The 12,516-nt window shown below is 60.9% G+C and carries 15 protein-coding genes and 1 pseudogene; 10 read left to right on the top strand and 6 right to left on the bottom strand.

Annotated features, from left to right (window positions below; genetic code table 11):
* Positions 1 to 3 precede the first annotated feature (3 nt).
* Both panC and GOB87_RS05755 read left to right on the top strand, forming a co-directional pair.
* The gene (panC, locus tag GOB87_RS05760; protein ID WP_166313711.1) at positions 4 to 840 is read left to right on the top strand and encodes a pantoate--beta-alanine ligase; all 837 of its coding nucleotides are present in this window, start codon (positions 4 to 6) and stop codon (positions 838 to 840) included.
* 133 nt (positions 841 to 973) lie between these two features.
* Entirely contained in the window at positions 974 to 1,297 is a 324-nt protein-coding gene (locus GOB87_RS05755) for an EF-hand domain-containing protein (protein ID WP_166313709.1), read from the top strand.
* Positions 1,298 to 1,314: 17 nt separating this feature from the next.
* Here the strand turns inward: GOB87_RS05755 and GOB87_RS05750 are convergent, their stop codons facing one another.
* On the bottom strand, positions 1,315 to 2,196 hold the full coding sequence (locus GOB87_RS05750; protein ID WP_166313707.1) for an SDR family oxidoreductase: 882 nt from the start codon (positions 2,194 to 2,196) through the stop codon (positions 1,315 to 1,317).
* Between the two features lie 5 nt (positions 2,197 to 2,201).
* A complete protein-coding gene (locus tag GOB87_RS05745; RefSeq protein ID WP_166313705.1) occupies positions 2,202 to 3,725 on the bottom strand; it encodes a 3-demethylubiquinone-9 3-methyltransferase in 1,524 nt (507 codons plus the stop codon).
* A gap of 267 nt (positions 3,726 to 3,992) precedes the next feature.
* Between GOB87_RS05745 and rplM the strand changes: the two genes are divergently transcribed.
* The 5 genes from rplM to GOB87_RS05720 all read left to right on the top strand — a co-directional run bounded on the left by rplM (position 3,993) and on the right by GOB87_RS05720 (position 7,137).
* On the top strand, positions 3,993 to 4,472 hold the full coding sequence (gene rplM / locus GOB87_RS05740) for a 50S ribosomal protein L13 (protein ID WP_166313703.1): 480 nt from the start codon (positions 3,993 to 3,995) through the stop codon (positions 4,470 to 4,472).
* Between the two features lie 5 nt (positions 4,473 to 4,477).
* Positions 4,478 to 4,969: a 30S ribosomal protein S9 gene (rpsI, locus tag GOB87_RS05735; RefSeq protein ID WP_166313701.1), complete on the top strand. Its 492-nt coding sequence runs from the start codon at positions 4,478 to 4,480 to the stop codon at positions 4,967 to 4,969.
* Between the two features lie 87 nt (positions 4,970 to 5,056).
* Positions 5,057 to 6,259: a BaiN/RdsA family NAD(P)/FAD-dependent oxidoreductase gene (locus GOB87_RS05730; RefSeq protein WP_166313699.1), complete on the top strand. Its 1,203-nt coding sequence runs from the start codon at positions 5,057 to 5,059 to the stop codon at positions 6,257 to 6,259.
* Between the two features lie 60 nt (positions 6,260 to 6,319).
* Positions 6,320 to 6,586: a hypothetical protein gene (locus GOB87_RS05725; RefSeq protein WP_166313697.1), complete on the top strand. Its 267-nt coding sequence runs from the start codon at positions 6,320 to 6,322 to the stop codon at positions 6,584 to 6,586.
* A 140-nt stretch (positions 6,587 to 6,726) separates the two neighbouring features.
* Positions 6,727 to 7,137 (top strand): hypothetical protein, encoded by a 411-nt coding sequence (locus GOB87_RS05720; RefSeq protein WP_166313695.1) that lies wholly within the window; start codon positions 6,727 to 6,729, stop codon positions 7,135 to 7,137.
* A gap of 207 nt (positions 7,138 to 7,344) precedes the next feature.
* Here the strand turns inward: GOB87_RS05720 and GOB87_RS05715 are convergent, their stop codons facing one another.
* Both GOB87_RS05715 and GOB87_RS17110 read right to left on the bottom strand, forming a co-directional pair.
* Positions 7,345 to 8,493, bottom strand: coding sequence for a hypothetical protein (locus GOB87_RS05715; protein WP_242006185.1), 1,149 nt, complete (start codon positions 8,491 to 8,493; stop codon positions 7,345 to 7,347).
* Between the two features lie 96 nt (positions 8,494 to 8,589).
* A pseudogene (locus GOB87_RS17110) lies at positions 8,590 to 8,682 on the bottom strand (zinc-ribbon domain-containing protein); the annotation flags it as partial.
* A gap of 228 nt (positions 8,683 to 8,910) precedes the next feature.
* On the opposite strand from GOB87_RS17110, the gene GOB87_RS05710 reads away from it, so the two are divergent.
* The 3 genes from GOB87_RS05710 to GOB87_RS05700 are packed head-to-tail and all read left to right on the top strand — an operon-like array spanning position 8,911 to position 11,118.
* Positions 8,911 to 9,585: a cell division ATP-binding protein FtsE gene (locus GOB87_RS05710; protein ID WP_166313691.1), complete on the top strand. Its 675-nt coding sequence runs from the start codon at positions 8,911 to 8,913 to the stop codon at positions 9,583 to 9,585.
* Positions 9,578 to 10,528, top strand: coding sequence for a cell division protein FtsX (locus GOB87_RS05705; protein ID WP_166313689.1), 951 nt, complete (start codon positions 9,578 to 9,580; stop codon positions 10,526 to 10,528). Before GOB87_RS05710 ends, GOB87_RS05705 begins: the two co-directional genes overlap by 8 nt.
* A gap of 38 nt (positions 10,529 to 10,566) precedes the next feature.
* Entirely contained in the window at positions 10,567 to 11,118 is a 552-nt protein-coding gene (locus tag GOB87_RS05700; RefSeq protein WP_166313687.1) for a YdcF family protein, read from the top strand.
* A 5-nt stretch (positions 11,119 to 11,123) separates the two neighbouring features.
* Here GOB87_RS05700 and GOB87_RS05695 read toward each other — a convergent pair whose 3' ends face one another.
* A complete protein-coding gene (locus tag GOB87_RS05695) occupies positions 11,124 to 11,906 on the bottom strand; it encodes an acetoin reductase (protein WP_166313685.1) in 783 nt (260 codons plus the stop codon).
* Positions 11,907 to 11,984: 78 nt separating this feature from the next.
* Positions 11,985 to 12,515 (bottom strand): hypothetical protein, encoded by a 531-nt coding sequence (locus GOB87_RS05690; protein ID WP_166313683.1) that lies wholly within the window; start codon positions 12,513 to 12,515, stop codon positions 11,985 to 11,987.
* Between the last annotated feature and the right edge of the window lies 1 nt (position 12,516).

The raw sequence follows: 12,516 nt of genomic DNA, 5'->3' as shown, positions 1-12,516 counted from the left end.
ATCATGCAGGTATATTCCTCCATTGCCGAATTGCGCGCTGGGCGTCGTTCCTTCACGGAAAAACTTGGCTTCGTGCCCACCATGGGCTTTCTGCACGAAGGTCACCTGAGTCTCGTTCGCCGAGCGCGCACGGAATGCCACACGGTTGCTGTAAGCATTTTCGTCAATCCCACGCAATTTGCAGTTGATGAAGATCTGGACCGTTATCCTCGTGCGTTGGAACGCGATCTGGATCTGCTTCAGAAAGAAGGCGTGGCGTTCGTCTTCACCCCAACGCCACAAGAAATGTATCCGCCCGGTTTTGCCACGAGCATCGATGTGGGGCCGGTGGCGCAACCACTGGAGGGCGCGTTACGGCCCGGTCATTTTGCCGGCGTGGCGACGGTCGTGAGCAAACTCTTCAACATCGTGCAGCCGACCCATGCATATTTCGGACAAAAAGACGCCCAGCAATGCGCCGTTATTCGGCGCATGGTGCGCGATCTGGATATCCCGGTGGAGATCGTGATCGGCGATATCGTCCGCAGTGCGAACGGCCTCGCCCTTTCCAGCCGCAATGCTTATCTGAATGAGACGGAACGGTCGCGCGCCGTCATGCTATCGGCCGCCCTCAGCGCCGCCTCCACTGAGATCGCCGCAGGCGAGCGTGACCCAGTTCGCCTGCGGGCCATAATCCGCGACACACTTGCCCGCGAGCCGGCTCTTGTCGTTGACTATGTCAGTATTGCCGACCCTTTGACGATGCAGGAACTCGATCACCTCATTGATGGAGCTGTCATCTCCCTTGCCGTACGGGTGGGCGCCACAAGGCTGCTGGACAACTATGTCGTCCAGTTCTGAGTCTGTCCCCAACACCCTTGCAGGAAAATGAAACCTGCCATGCCTTGGGGGATGGAAGCCGGAAATGCGACCATGCGTTTACGACAGTCATCGAAGAAGGGAAAAAGCCTTGTTTCCATGCGGACTCCGGATCATGTCCCGGTCGTTTCTCGCATCTGCGGTGGTCGGCAGTCTGTTGAGCGGCTGCTCCGCAGCGCCGAAACCCGGCAGCTCTGAAGAACTAGCGGAACGCCAGAGCACCTTCGAGAAAGTGGACGCGAACCACGACGGACATATCTCATGGGATGAGTTTCGTGTGGGCGTCACGGCCATTCTCGAAAAGGAAAACAGTTGGCGGGCCGCCGGATTTCGCACCATGTTTCCCGGTCAGCAACAAAGCATTCTGCGCTCCAATTTCGACAAGATGGATACAGGCCACAAAGGCTATCTGGTCTTCAGCGAATGGAAGGATGAGTAACCCGGCGGAGGCGGGATTCATCTCCTGAGGAACAACTGGCCCAGCCCTGTTTCCAATGATCGGGGCACCACATTCAGTTGATTGATCATCGGCCAGATGTCGAAATTTTTGTCCTCCAGCAAGCGTCGTATCTCACCCGGTCCAACGGAGGGGCATTTCGGTAACCACGCTGTTGCGACCGCCGCTGCCATGAGCACACTACCGGGAAGAGCCAGCACGAACCGGGACGGCATACCTGCGGCACGCGCCACCAGCGCTACAAAATCGCGGTACGCCACGGCCACCGGCCCCGCGATGACCACTGCGTGCGGTCCTACCCATTGCCGGTCGATAGCTGCCAGAAGACTGGCCGTCACATCGTCCTGATGGATGGGCTGAACGAGCGCCCGTCCACCTGCAGGCAGCGGAACGACAGGCAGGCGACTCAGGAGAGCCGCCAGTCGCTGCACGTTATCCTCGCCCTGCGCTCCATAAATCATGGTGGGATGAAGAATGACGCCGTCGCGCCCCGATGCGAAAAGAGCGCGCTCTCCTTTCAGCACACCGTTTCCGTGAGCGTCCGGCCAGTGTGTGAATTTGCGCGTGCTCCCAAGACAGATGAGACGCGCAGCCTTGGGAGCCGCTGCCACCAAGGCCGGGATATTGCGGGCATGGGCCGTACAGACAATGACAGTGGCATCCGCCAATACCGACGCAAGAGCCGAGACAGGATCGGTCAAATCGGCAATCCGAGGAGCCTCCTCAAACTCGGATCCAACCGATGCATCGGGAAAAGCCGCGGCATATCGCGCACCATTGCGAATGACCGGCACAACATGCGTGCCACGTGTCGTCAGGGCGCGGCAAAGCGCCGCCCCCGAACGTCCACTGGCTCCAATGACGTGAACAACGTCCGGCACCTGATTCAGTGCTCCGCTCCAGCGGGTGGGGCTGGTGGATCAGCAGGGGCAAGCACTTCCGGATCGACCGGCTCATCCGTCGTCATGTTCGGGTCGTCGGGTTCCGTATCCGGGAGTGGACGGCTGTTCGCCCCGACGGGCGCCCGAAGCGACAGGCCAAATTTTCCGGCGATTTCCGGATGAAATGGAAGGGCTTTCAGTTCAAGCAGCGAACTCACAGGCAAGGCCGTAGAAGGCGCCAGTGTGGCGGTCAGCGGACCAGCGGAAGGGTCGTTCAGATAATGGGCAAGCTGCACGCCTGCACCATTCGCTGCCGCACCAGCGGGTGCCAGAGAGCGGCTCAGCAAAGCGACATACGCATCGGGGTCCATGCCCTGCTTGACCGCCGCGTTGCTTAACAGACGTGGCACGAGACCGGCATCACGCCACGACATATCCAGATGAGTGAACTGCTCAAGTGGCGGCAACCAACTGAGGTTCCGTGCGCCTGAAGTGAAATCGCCCGCAAGATCCAGCCGTCCCCAGTCGTGCACATGAACATCAAGCTGGGTGACATGCGTGACGGCCTGTTCGTAGTCGATGATGGCGTTCGCAACGACCGCGCCATCCACCCGGTCATGCGTGAAAAGCTGGAGAAAAGAGAGAACCGGCCACAAACGCACATGATCGAGACTGATCGTCATCCGCGCCTTCTGGTTCGCGATGGATTGATAGGCATGTCCTTTCCCCACAGCCATCAGCGGCTGTAGCGCAGGGTCCGTGGCCACCGTCTGCCCCTTGAGCAGCACGCCTTCCATTCTAAAGGATCGCGTGCCATCGCGGGGAGTCGACACATGCCCCGCCAGTTCATCCGCGAAAACCGACGCCAGATCGACACCGTCGAGAAAAGCTTCGGAGACGGCCAGTTCGCGTGTCAGAGGAGCTTCGCTTCGGGCCGTAAGCCCATGTCCGCTCACACGGGCAAAACGACCGCCACCATACTGGTCAAGATCCAGCTTCTTCGCAGCCATGGCCACCTGCCGCACGGGCAACCCAAGACTCGCATCGTGCAATTCCCCATGATCGAGCACCAACCCCGCAAGCTGATCGTCCGAAGGCGCGGGAAGCGTCAGGCCGTCGAGAGACATCCGGTGGGCTTCGAACTGCCCGTGTGGACTGCCTACGCGCAAGGTATAAGCCACCACATGATCGCAATGCAGAGGACTGTTGGCCGCCGAAGGCGAAACACCGGTTCCTCTGTCCGGTCCCAGTGTCGCGCCCACAATTTCCAGCGCGGCCGCTGAAATAGTCAGATCGCCTTCCTGAAGAACAACGTCCGTCAGACGCGCGCCGTGGCTTGCGGGCTGGGCCGTGGCCTTGCCCCATGTCAGCGTGACATCGGACGGCAGGTGGGCGCGTGCATCCTCGAGCGCTTCCACCAATTCATGATTGGCCTGACGGTGGAACCAGATCCACCCTCCCGTGCCCAAGGCTGTCGCCATGGCAAGAGCTGTAGCGGTGGCGATCGTGCGCGGTGATGGACGAGTCATGGGGTGCGTTCGGCTCTCTCAGGTCTGCCATGTGGTGCCACACCTAACAGGATGCGGGGAGCAGGACATCAGGAAAAGCTCCGCGTCTTTCGGTAGAGTGCTACAACAGCACGGTATCATGTTACCCACACCCAAAAGTCACGGAAAACATGGGAAAAATCACATTCCCGTCCTTTCATGACGCATGATTGTGCTTGACGCGTCCCTTCCGCCTGCGCATAAGGCGCCACGCGAACCGCTCAAGATTTTCGAACGGACACACGACACATGAAGACCACCCTCTCGCTCAAACCTGCGGAGGTGACGAAGAACTGGATCCTGATCGACGCCGAAGGCCTCGTTCTGGGACGTCTCGCCACCATCGTTGCGAACCGCCTGCGCGGCAAGCACAAGCCACAGTTCACCCCGCACGTTGATTGCGGCGACCATGTCGTCATCATCAACGCCGAGAAGATCAAGCTGACCGGCAACAAGGTCGGACAGAAGCTCTTCCACTATCACACCGGTTATCCCGGCGGCATCAAGACGCGCACCATCACGCAGCGTCTGACGGGCAAGAATCCCGGTCAGGTCGTGGAGAAGGCAGTCGAGCGCATGATCACGCGCGGCCCGCTCCAGCGTCAGCAGATGCGCAATCTGCACGTCTATGCCGGCAGCGAGCATCCGCACGACGGCCAGAAGCCGGTGACGCTCGATATCGCGGCTCTGAACCGCAAGAATACCGCTGCTGCCAAGGGTGAGGTCTGATTTCCATGTCTGAAACGATCGAACGTACCGGCACCCTCGCCGACCTCAAGGACGTCGCGCCACAGGTCGTCGCGTCTGAGGCCCCCGTCTATGAAGTAAAGCGCGACGCACAGGGCCGCTCCTATGCGACCGGTCGTCGTAAGGACGCCGTGGCCCGCGTGTGGATCAAGCCCGGCAAGGGTGACATCACGGTGAACGGTCGCCCGGTGGGCACCTACTTCGCCCGTCCGGTCCTGCGCATGCTGCTCACGCAGCCCTTCCTCGTGAGCGACCGCTACAACCAGTTCGACGTCATCTGCACGGTGACGGGCGGTGGTCTGTCCGGTCAGGCCGGTGCGGTCCGTCACGGCATCAGCCGTGCGCTGACGCACTACGAGCCGGGACTGCGCAGCATTCTCAAGGCTGCCGGTTTCCTCACGCGCGACTCCCGTCAGGTTGAGCGTAAGAAATACGGTAAGGCCAAGGCCCGTCGTTCGTTCCAGTTCAGCAAGCGCTGAGCCGGGACAACCCTTCCCTTTGTGGAACGGGTGCAAAAGCCGTCAGCCTTCGGGCTGGCGGCTTTTTTCATGGGAGAACGGATTGCCATGAAACAGGAAAAATTCGATGCCATCGTCATAGGCGCCGGTGCTGCCGGTCTGATGACGGCATTTACTGCCGGCCAGCAGGGCGCACGGGTTCTCGTTCTGGACCACAACAACGAACCGGGACGGAAAATCCTCATTTCAGGCGGAGGACGATGCAACTTCACCAATCGACACGTCGCGGCTGACCGTTTCCTGTCCACCAACCGACATTTCGCCCGCTCTGCCCTCGCCCGTTGCACAGCGCGTGATTTCCTCGCTCTCGTGAAGCGCCACCGTATTGCGTGGCATGAAAAAACGCTGGGGCAACTGTTCTGCGACGGTTCTGCCCGCGAGATTCTGGCCATGCTGCTGGAGGAGTGTCGTGCCGGTCACGTCACGATCCGCCTGTCCGAAACCATTCGTGACGTGCGACACGCCGATGGTTACGAAGTGCGCACTGACACAGCGACCTTTGCGTCCGAAACGCTCGTGCTGGCTTGCGGGGGGCTGTCCATCCCCAAACTTGGCGCAACAGGGCTGGCACATGACCTCGCACGCCAATTCGCCATTCCCGTCGTGCGTCCGGAACCCGGCCTTGTCCCATTACAAGCAGGTGCGGACGATCTGGAATGGATGCAATCACTCGCTGGGGTCTCCCTCCCCGTTCGTGCCCGATGCGGCAAGATCGGCTTCGATGAAGCGATACTGTTCACGCATCGCGGCCTGTCAGGACCAGCGATTCTCCAGATTTCGTCTTTCTGGAAGGAAGGGCTGCCTCTCGGCATAGACCTCCTCCCCGGCAGGGATGTCCTCACCCTCCTGAAAGACGCGCGCTCCGCTCGTCCCCGCGCACACGCCACGAGTATTCTGGGAGAATGGTTGCCACGCAGACTGGCCGAAACCATGGGACCACGTCTTCTCGGGCCGAAACCGGCGGCGGAATGGCCCGATAGAATACTGCGTCCCGCAGCACAGGCTCTCCAGAACTGGTCATTCAAACCCGCACGCACCGAGGGTTACGCCAAAGCGGAAGTCACAATTGGTGGGATCGACACGCGCGCGCTTTCTTCCCGCACGATGGAGGCCAGCACCGTTCCCGGCCTGTATGCGGTGGGTGAGGCTGTCGACGTCACGGGCTGGCTTGGCGGTTACAATTTCCATTGGGCATGGGCAAGCGGACATGCGGCAGGTGTCGCCATTGCGGAACGGACTTGCATCTCATAGCCGCTCGGGGCGTTATGGCACCGCAAAACAACCGATTATAGCCACGAGGTTGATCGCCAGATGACCACCACTTTCAAGGCGGCTCCGACCGCAAGGCGTCGCACGGCCAAGATTTTTGCCGTGCTCGCCACTCTTGGCATGGCGGCTTGTACGGGACAGGCCGGAACGCCAATTGCTCCGGGCTCCTATCCGCCGGGCACGCCACTGGGAGGCACCTGTAAAGCCGGTCTCTACACCTGCCAGTTACCGCTAGCCTCACCCGTTGGTGCGCCATGCAGTTGCCCCGGCCTTGGGGCTGCGTCCTATGGACAGGTTTACGTCAAGTAAAGTCTCTCCTGCGGCTTCCCATGCCGGATTTGCCTTTCGACTCCTTCGGCGCTACCTCCGGCATGGGACACGCGATACGGCTCCGATGATCCTGTCATCGAATAGACCGGATGCGGCATGAAGAAAGAGAGACGACCCGCATGAACTTCAGCGACGATAGCAGCCGTCCAGCCCGAGCGCCCCTTGCACGGAGCAGACGAGGCACAGGCAGCGCAGCATCGTCTCTCGCTCGGATTGGCATCTGGTCCGTTCTGTATTTCCTGTTCTACCTTGCTCAGCAGATCGCTGAACTTCTGGCGCCACTCCTGCTCATTGCCGGCATCGGGTGGAAGGCGCTTCCCCATGTCATGAATGCAGTGTCTTCAAGCGCCGGAAAAGTGGATGCGCAGGCGCATGACGTCATGTCGCATGTCTCGGATGCCATTCCCGATCAGATCATGTTCGGCACGCATCAGCTAACACCTGATGGCCTCATTACCGATGGTATTCTGCTGATGGCTCTGGCCGCTCTTGGCGCAACCCTCTCCGCCATCGCCGCCCGTTCCATGTAATCACTGCTTGAGAAGCTGTTTCAGCAATCTGCAATCACAGGGTAGACAAGGGGTTTCCTTTGATAAGGTGGCTTTGAAGGATCCGATATGGGAATATCGGGACAAAAAGCCAACGTATTCAGAGGCAGAATGCCCCCTCAGGTCAACCTGACAGGCTTTTAAAACAGTTGCTCAAAGAATGCTTGAAACGGGCTTTCTTTCAGCCCGTCAGAGCAGACGCAACGCGGGCCAAACATGGCTCAGCGCATCGAACCAATGAACGGCAGCGGCAACCACGAGAACGGCAGTCGCGCCACTCGCAATCCATGCCTTCTTCCAGAAAGCCTGACTTTCCAGAAACGAACCCCGTTCCGACTTTGTAGCCTCTGTTGTCGCCGTGCGCTGCAAGACATCCTTACGCAGACGCTCCGCCATATCCACTGCCGGCTCGACATGCCGAGCCGGTTCAACCTGCTCATCTTCGGAAGCAGATTGCGCAGCGACCTGTTCGCCGTGGTCCTCTCCCACATCCCAGATGGGCGCATGTTCGTCCTCTGGCTTTGTGACTGACGCCATTTCCTCGTCAGCTTCCGCCCGTTCCACACGATCCCATGCCGGAACCCATGATGCGCTTTCAGCCGGGGCCGGAGTTGGCTCTGCCTGAACGGAAGTCGGTTTTTCCGCTTCCGCCGCACCTGCTCCCTGTCCGCGTGCAGAACGCAGACGCGCGACAACATCGTCAATCTCGTCCGGCTGATGACTGTCCCGCTCGAAAGGAGCCGCCGCCTCTACATGGGACGAAGTCTCATCTTCCGCTCCAAGGGCCGAATGGTGCTCCACCTCTTCAAGATGCTCCAACCGCTCCGTCTCGGCCGCCAGAGTGTCCTGAAAGGCACCCTGCGTTCCGTTCTTCTCATCGGAGTGCAGGGCATGCGTATCGAGCGCTGCTTCTTCCCACATCGGGGAATGCCCGCTTGCGACCGTCTGCGCGGGTGCATAGTGGGAGGAAACGCTATGTTCCTCTTCCACGGCGTCACTCTGCGCTGCATGACGGGCAATGGCCTGATCCAGAAAACTGAACGGACGGTCGTCCTCTTCTTCTTCCGGTTCTGGAGCAGGCGCTGGCTTGGGCGCCACAGTTCGTAGAATTGGCGGCAGCGATGGCTCCGTCTTTTCTTCCTGAGGCCCGTCCTGATGCGAAGAAACACCGAAAACCGGCTCAGCCTCCTCGTCTTTGCTGTCAGACGCCTTGCCGTCATCAGGAGAAGAAACAGCCGGCTCAGCAATGGAAGAGGAAACGGGGCTTTCCGCCGCCTCTCCCGCAGGGGACGCAGCCTCTTTTTCCGGGGCGGGTGCCGCTCGGTTTTCCGAAGACACAGGAACTGCTGAGGGTCCCGCAGGCACCGACTCCACAGAAGCCGATTCGGAGCTGGCCTTTGCCTCATCGCGCAGGGCGGGCACGAGCCAGCTCGTCCCGCAACTGGCGCATTTCAATGTTCTGTCTTTTGTCAGATACGAGGCAGGAACATTGTATTTAATGCCGCAGGACGGGCAGACAATCAGCATCGGTTTCCTCTCTGGTGCTCTTGCGAGCTCTCCACCCGGCGCATGTCCGGTCCCTTGCCCGGTGGATATGTACCGAAATTTCTTCCCATTTTCTAAACGCGATCACAAGGACGCGAAAGGGGCGGAACCGTTACATGATGATCGACATCACTCATCCGCTCACGTTATGAGGGCAGCCGTGACAGCATCCCGCTCCTTCCTTCCGCGCACAGCTTTTCGGCCGCCCGCATGATACGGCTGGAAAAAGTGACATGGCAGCATGGACCATCGGCGGGACGGGAACGCGAAACCCTCGCCAATATCAGCTTTGCCGTGCCGCAGGGCGGTTTCCGGTGGCTCCTCGGTCCATCGGGCGCCGGCAAATCCTCTCTGCTCCGCCTTCTGCATCTTGAAGCGCTTCCACGATCGGGCACATGCGAACTGCTCGGCACATCCATTACACCGCATGTGAAACGCTCCGCTCTCGCGCGCCTGCGCCAACGGATCAGCATGGTGCATCAGGACTATCGCCTCATGCCCACCCTCTCCATCGCTGACAATGTGGGGCTCCCGCTGCGCCTTCAGAAACGCGATGAAGATGAAGTCGCACAGGAAGTCAGCACCCTGCTGACATGGATGGGACTGGGCGCACGCCAGTCTTCCTGTCCCGCCGAACTCTCGGGCGGCGAGCAGCAACGCACGGCCATCGCCCGCGCCGTGGTTTCCCGACCGGCCATCATTCTGGCCGACGAACCCACAAATGCGCTGGACGAGGCGCAGGCCGTGCGCGTACTCACCATGCTGCGAGAACTGACCGCCATGGGAACGACCGTGATCGTGGCCACGCATAACGATGCTCTGGTGCGCCGTTATCCGGCACCCGCGCTGCATCTCGAACACGGAAAGCTCATCGGCGATGAGTAGCCGCAAACAGGCGCGCGACGGTCTGGCTCTCGCGCATGCCCTGCCCGACCGCAGTCTGATTGCCATGGTGGCCGCCATGAGCCTTCTGGCCGCCCTCACCTTTGCCGGTGCATTCGGCGCGCGCGAGTTGTCCGCCCGCTGGGCGCGCGGCGCGGCCAATCTCATGACCGTACAGGTGCCCGATCCCGAAAAACCGGCGATTGTCCCATCAGACAGCGCGGCCGCATCGCGCGCCGACGCCGTTCTCTCACTGTTGCAGACACTGCCATCCCTGCGACGGGCGCACAGGCTGGACACACAGGAACTCGACCGACTTCTGGCACCCTGGCTCGGCAATACCGGCACGTCCGCCCTGCCGCTTCCCGCCGTGGTCGAAGTCGATCTCACGTCCGGCGCAACATTGCCGGACACATTCGTGACGACCGTGCAGAGCGAGGCGCCCGGCACGCTGATCGAACGCAACGACGACTGGCGCGAACAGCTCCATGCCATTGCCCGCAGCCTGCTTGTCTGCGCGGCACTCGCCATCACGCTGGTCGGAGGCATTGCCGCCGCCGTTATCGGCATGGCCACCCGGCTCGGGCTGGGCGCGCGACGCGATAGTCTTATCATCCTGCACGGACTTGGCGCCCCGGATGGTTACGTGGCCGGGAGGTTTGCCCGCCGGGTCGCCCTACTGGCTTTCGGTGGCGGCGCCTTAGGGACGATTCTGGCTGTTCTCCCCATCGCCGTCGTCTCCAGGCTGATGGCGCCCCTTTCCGGCGCAGCGGTGAGCCATGAAACATGGCCGTCTCTTCTGAGGGATTCCCTCCACAGCCTGACAATCGGCGGAACCTCCACAGACCTTCTGATCGGACTAGGCTGCATCCCCCTGATCATGACCATTCTGGGATGGGGCACGGCCCAGACCATTGTTCGCATCTGGCTGCGGCGTCTCCCGTGAGACGCGGTGCCTCTCTGGGAAAAGCTGCCTGCCTGCTGATGGTTGGACTCTCGACGGCTGTGGTCTGCGGCTTTGTCTGGTTCGTGATGGATGCGCAGAAAGCCATCAGCCCCATTATGAAAGCAGATGGCATTGTGGCCCTGACAGGCGGCAACGGTCGGGTGGAGACGGCGCTACGTCTCCTCAAGGACGGTCACGGACACCTGCTGCTGATTTCCGGCGTCGATCCGCACACGACGTTGCGCGATATCGCGCCCGGTATCCCATCGGCGTTGCTCGATCGCGTGACACTGGGCCAACAGGCCACCTCCACTGCGGGCAACGGCGCGGAAACCGCCGCATGGGCACGCCATAACGGATTGCACAGCCTGATCGTGGTCACGGCGGGCTACCACATGCGCCGCGCCATGCTGATGATCCACCGTGCTGCACCCGAGATCCGACTGGAAGCGCTCCCCGTCCAGCCGCCCGCGATGCAGCGCCCCTATACCCGCGCGACGTTGCGCTTGCTTGTGCTGGAATACGGCAAGTTCCTGCTCGCCCTCATCGGACCGAGTTGGGCATTTCGTCACACCGTGGACGCTGGCTGAACACGTCAGCGATAGACGAGGCCGCCATCGATCAGAATGGACTGTCCTGTCACATAGTCCGAGTCCGGCCCTGCCAGCCATGAAACGAGACCGGCAACGTCATCCGGTGTCTCGGCGCGTCCAAGCGCGATCCCCTTGACGAAACGGTCATAGGTCTCTCCCTTCGCCACGCCCGTCAACCGGGCAAATTCGGCGTCGATCTCCACCCACATGTCGGTGCCGACCACACCGGGGCAATAAGCGTTCACGGTGATTCCGTGGCTGGCATATTCCTTGGCCGCCGCCTGTGTCAGCCCGCGCACGGCGAACTTGGTCGAGGAATAGACCCCCAACATGGCGTATCCTTCATGCCCGGCAATGGAGCAGGCATTGATGATCTTGCCCTTGTGCCCGCGCTTCTGGAACCGGGCCGCCGCAAGCTGGATGCCCCACAGCGTGCCCTGAACATTGATGCGGTAGATGCGCTCCACTTCCTCCGGCATTACATCCGCCAATGGCTTGATCTGCGCGATACCGGCGTTGTTCACCATCACATTGAAACCGCCCAAAGCGCTCTCGGCATGATCTATCGCTGCTGCGACCTGCTCGCGGTCCCCGATATCGGCCACAAAGGTGGTGGCTTTGCGGCCCAGCGCCTCGATTTCCGCCGCGACATCCGCCAGGCGGTCTTCGCGGATGTCCACCAGAGCAATGTCCGCGCCATCACGCGCCAGTCTCAGGGCGATGCCCCGCCCGATCCCCTGCCCAGATCCCGTGACGAGGGCTACTTTCCCAGAAATGTCCGCCATAAGCTGCACCTTTTCGATCAGCGACAACCGACGCGCAACGTCTAAAGGCGTGAGAGAGTTCCGCTTGAGAAATGGCGGTCAGCAGGAATCGCCAACGCCCAGCAAGGCTGCGGTGCAGATCTCCCGCACAAGGCTGAGCGCCATACCGTCTTCGCGACACACGAACGCCAGCACACTGATGACGGGGGCACGGGCGGAAGAGGGCGGCGGTGCCTCCTCAGTCCAGAGAACACGGCAGTCCAGCGTGCGGCGATGAATGCCCATCTGCCTTACGACACGCCCAAACGGTTCACGGGTCTTTTCCAGACGCGCGTTCATCTGCGGAGACAGACGTGAGGGAGCATACCAATTATCGGCATGGCACAAAGACAGTCCCTGACAGGTCAGATCCACCCGACGATGCCGCAGGCGTTCGCCCGCTGGAAAAGCGCCCAGAAAGGCTTCAGGCACAGGCAGTTGGGGAACTGGCTCGACACAGGCCTGAATATGGGCCGGCGGTGTGACCAATCCCTGCTGCTCACACCATTTTTCCAACGTCCACGTGACACTGGTGGTTACACGCAGCGCGGCGGCGAGTTCCTCGACCCGTTGTCGCAACAGTTCCGTCATG

This window comes from Acetobacter estunensis, from assembly GCF_011516945.1.
GTDB lineage: Bacteria > Pseudomonadota > Alphaproteobacteria > Acetobacterales > Acetobacteraceae > Acetobacter > Acetobacter estunensis.
This window is presented reverse-complemented; position numbering and strand designations above follow the sequence as displayed.

Excerpts from the sequence above, each read along its gene's own strand:
- rpsI (WP_166313701.1), top strand. The coding sequence starts at position 4,478 with ATGTCTGAAACGATCGAACGTACCGGCACCCTCGCCGACCTCAAGGAC.
- rplM (WP_166313703.1), top strand. The coding sequence starts at position 3,993 with ATGAAGACCACCCTCTCGCTCAAACCTGCGGAGGTGACGAAGAACTGG.
- GOB87_RS05705 (WP_166313689.1), top strand. The coding sequence starts at position 9,578 with ATGAGTAGCCGCAAACAGGCGCGCGACGGTCTGGCTCTCGCGCATGCC.
- GOB87_RS05690 (WP_166313683.1), bottom strand. The coding sequence starts at position 12,515 with ATGACGGAACTGTTGCGACAACGGGTCGAGGAACTCGCCGCCGCGCTG.
- GOB87_RS05725 (WP_166313697.1), top strand. The coding sequence starts at position 6,320 with ATGACCACCACTTTCAAGGCGGCTCCGACCGCAAGGCGTCGCACGGCC.
- GOB87_RS05695 (WP_166313685.1), bottom strand. The coding sequence starts at position 11,906 with ATGGCGGACATTTCTGGGAAAGTAGCCCTCGTCACGGGATCTGGGCAG.
- panC (WP_166313711.1), top strand. The coding sequence starts at position 4 with ATGCAGGTATATTCCTCCATTGCCGAATTGCGCGCTGGGCGTCGTTCC.
- GOB87_RS05755 (WP_166313709.1), top strand. The coding sequence starts at position 974 with ATGTCCCGGTCGTTTCTCGCATCTGCGGTGGTCGGCAGTCTGTTGAGC.
- GOB87_RS05710 (WP_166313691.1), top strand. The coding sequence starts at position 8,911 with ATGATACGGCTGGAAAAAGTGACATGGCAGCATGGACCATCGGCGGGA.
- GOB87_RS05720 (WP_166313695.1), top strand. The coding sequence starts at position 6,727 with ATGAACTTCAGCGACGATAGCAGCCGTCCAGCCCGAGCGCCCCTTGCA.
- GOB87_RS05730 (WP_166313699.1), top strand. The coding sequence starts at position 5,057 with ATGAAACAGGAAAAATTCGATGCCATCGTCATAGGCGCCGGTGCTGCC.
- GOB87_RS05700 (WP_166313687.1), top strand. The coding sequence starts at position 10,567 with ATGGTTGGACTCTCGACGGCTGTGGTCTGCGGCTTTGTCTGGTTCGTG.
- GOB87_RS05745 (WP_166313705.1), bottom strand. The coding sequence starts at position 3,725 with ATGACTCGTCCATCACCGCGCACGATCGCCACCGCTACAGCTCTTGCC.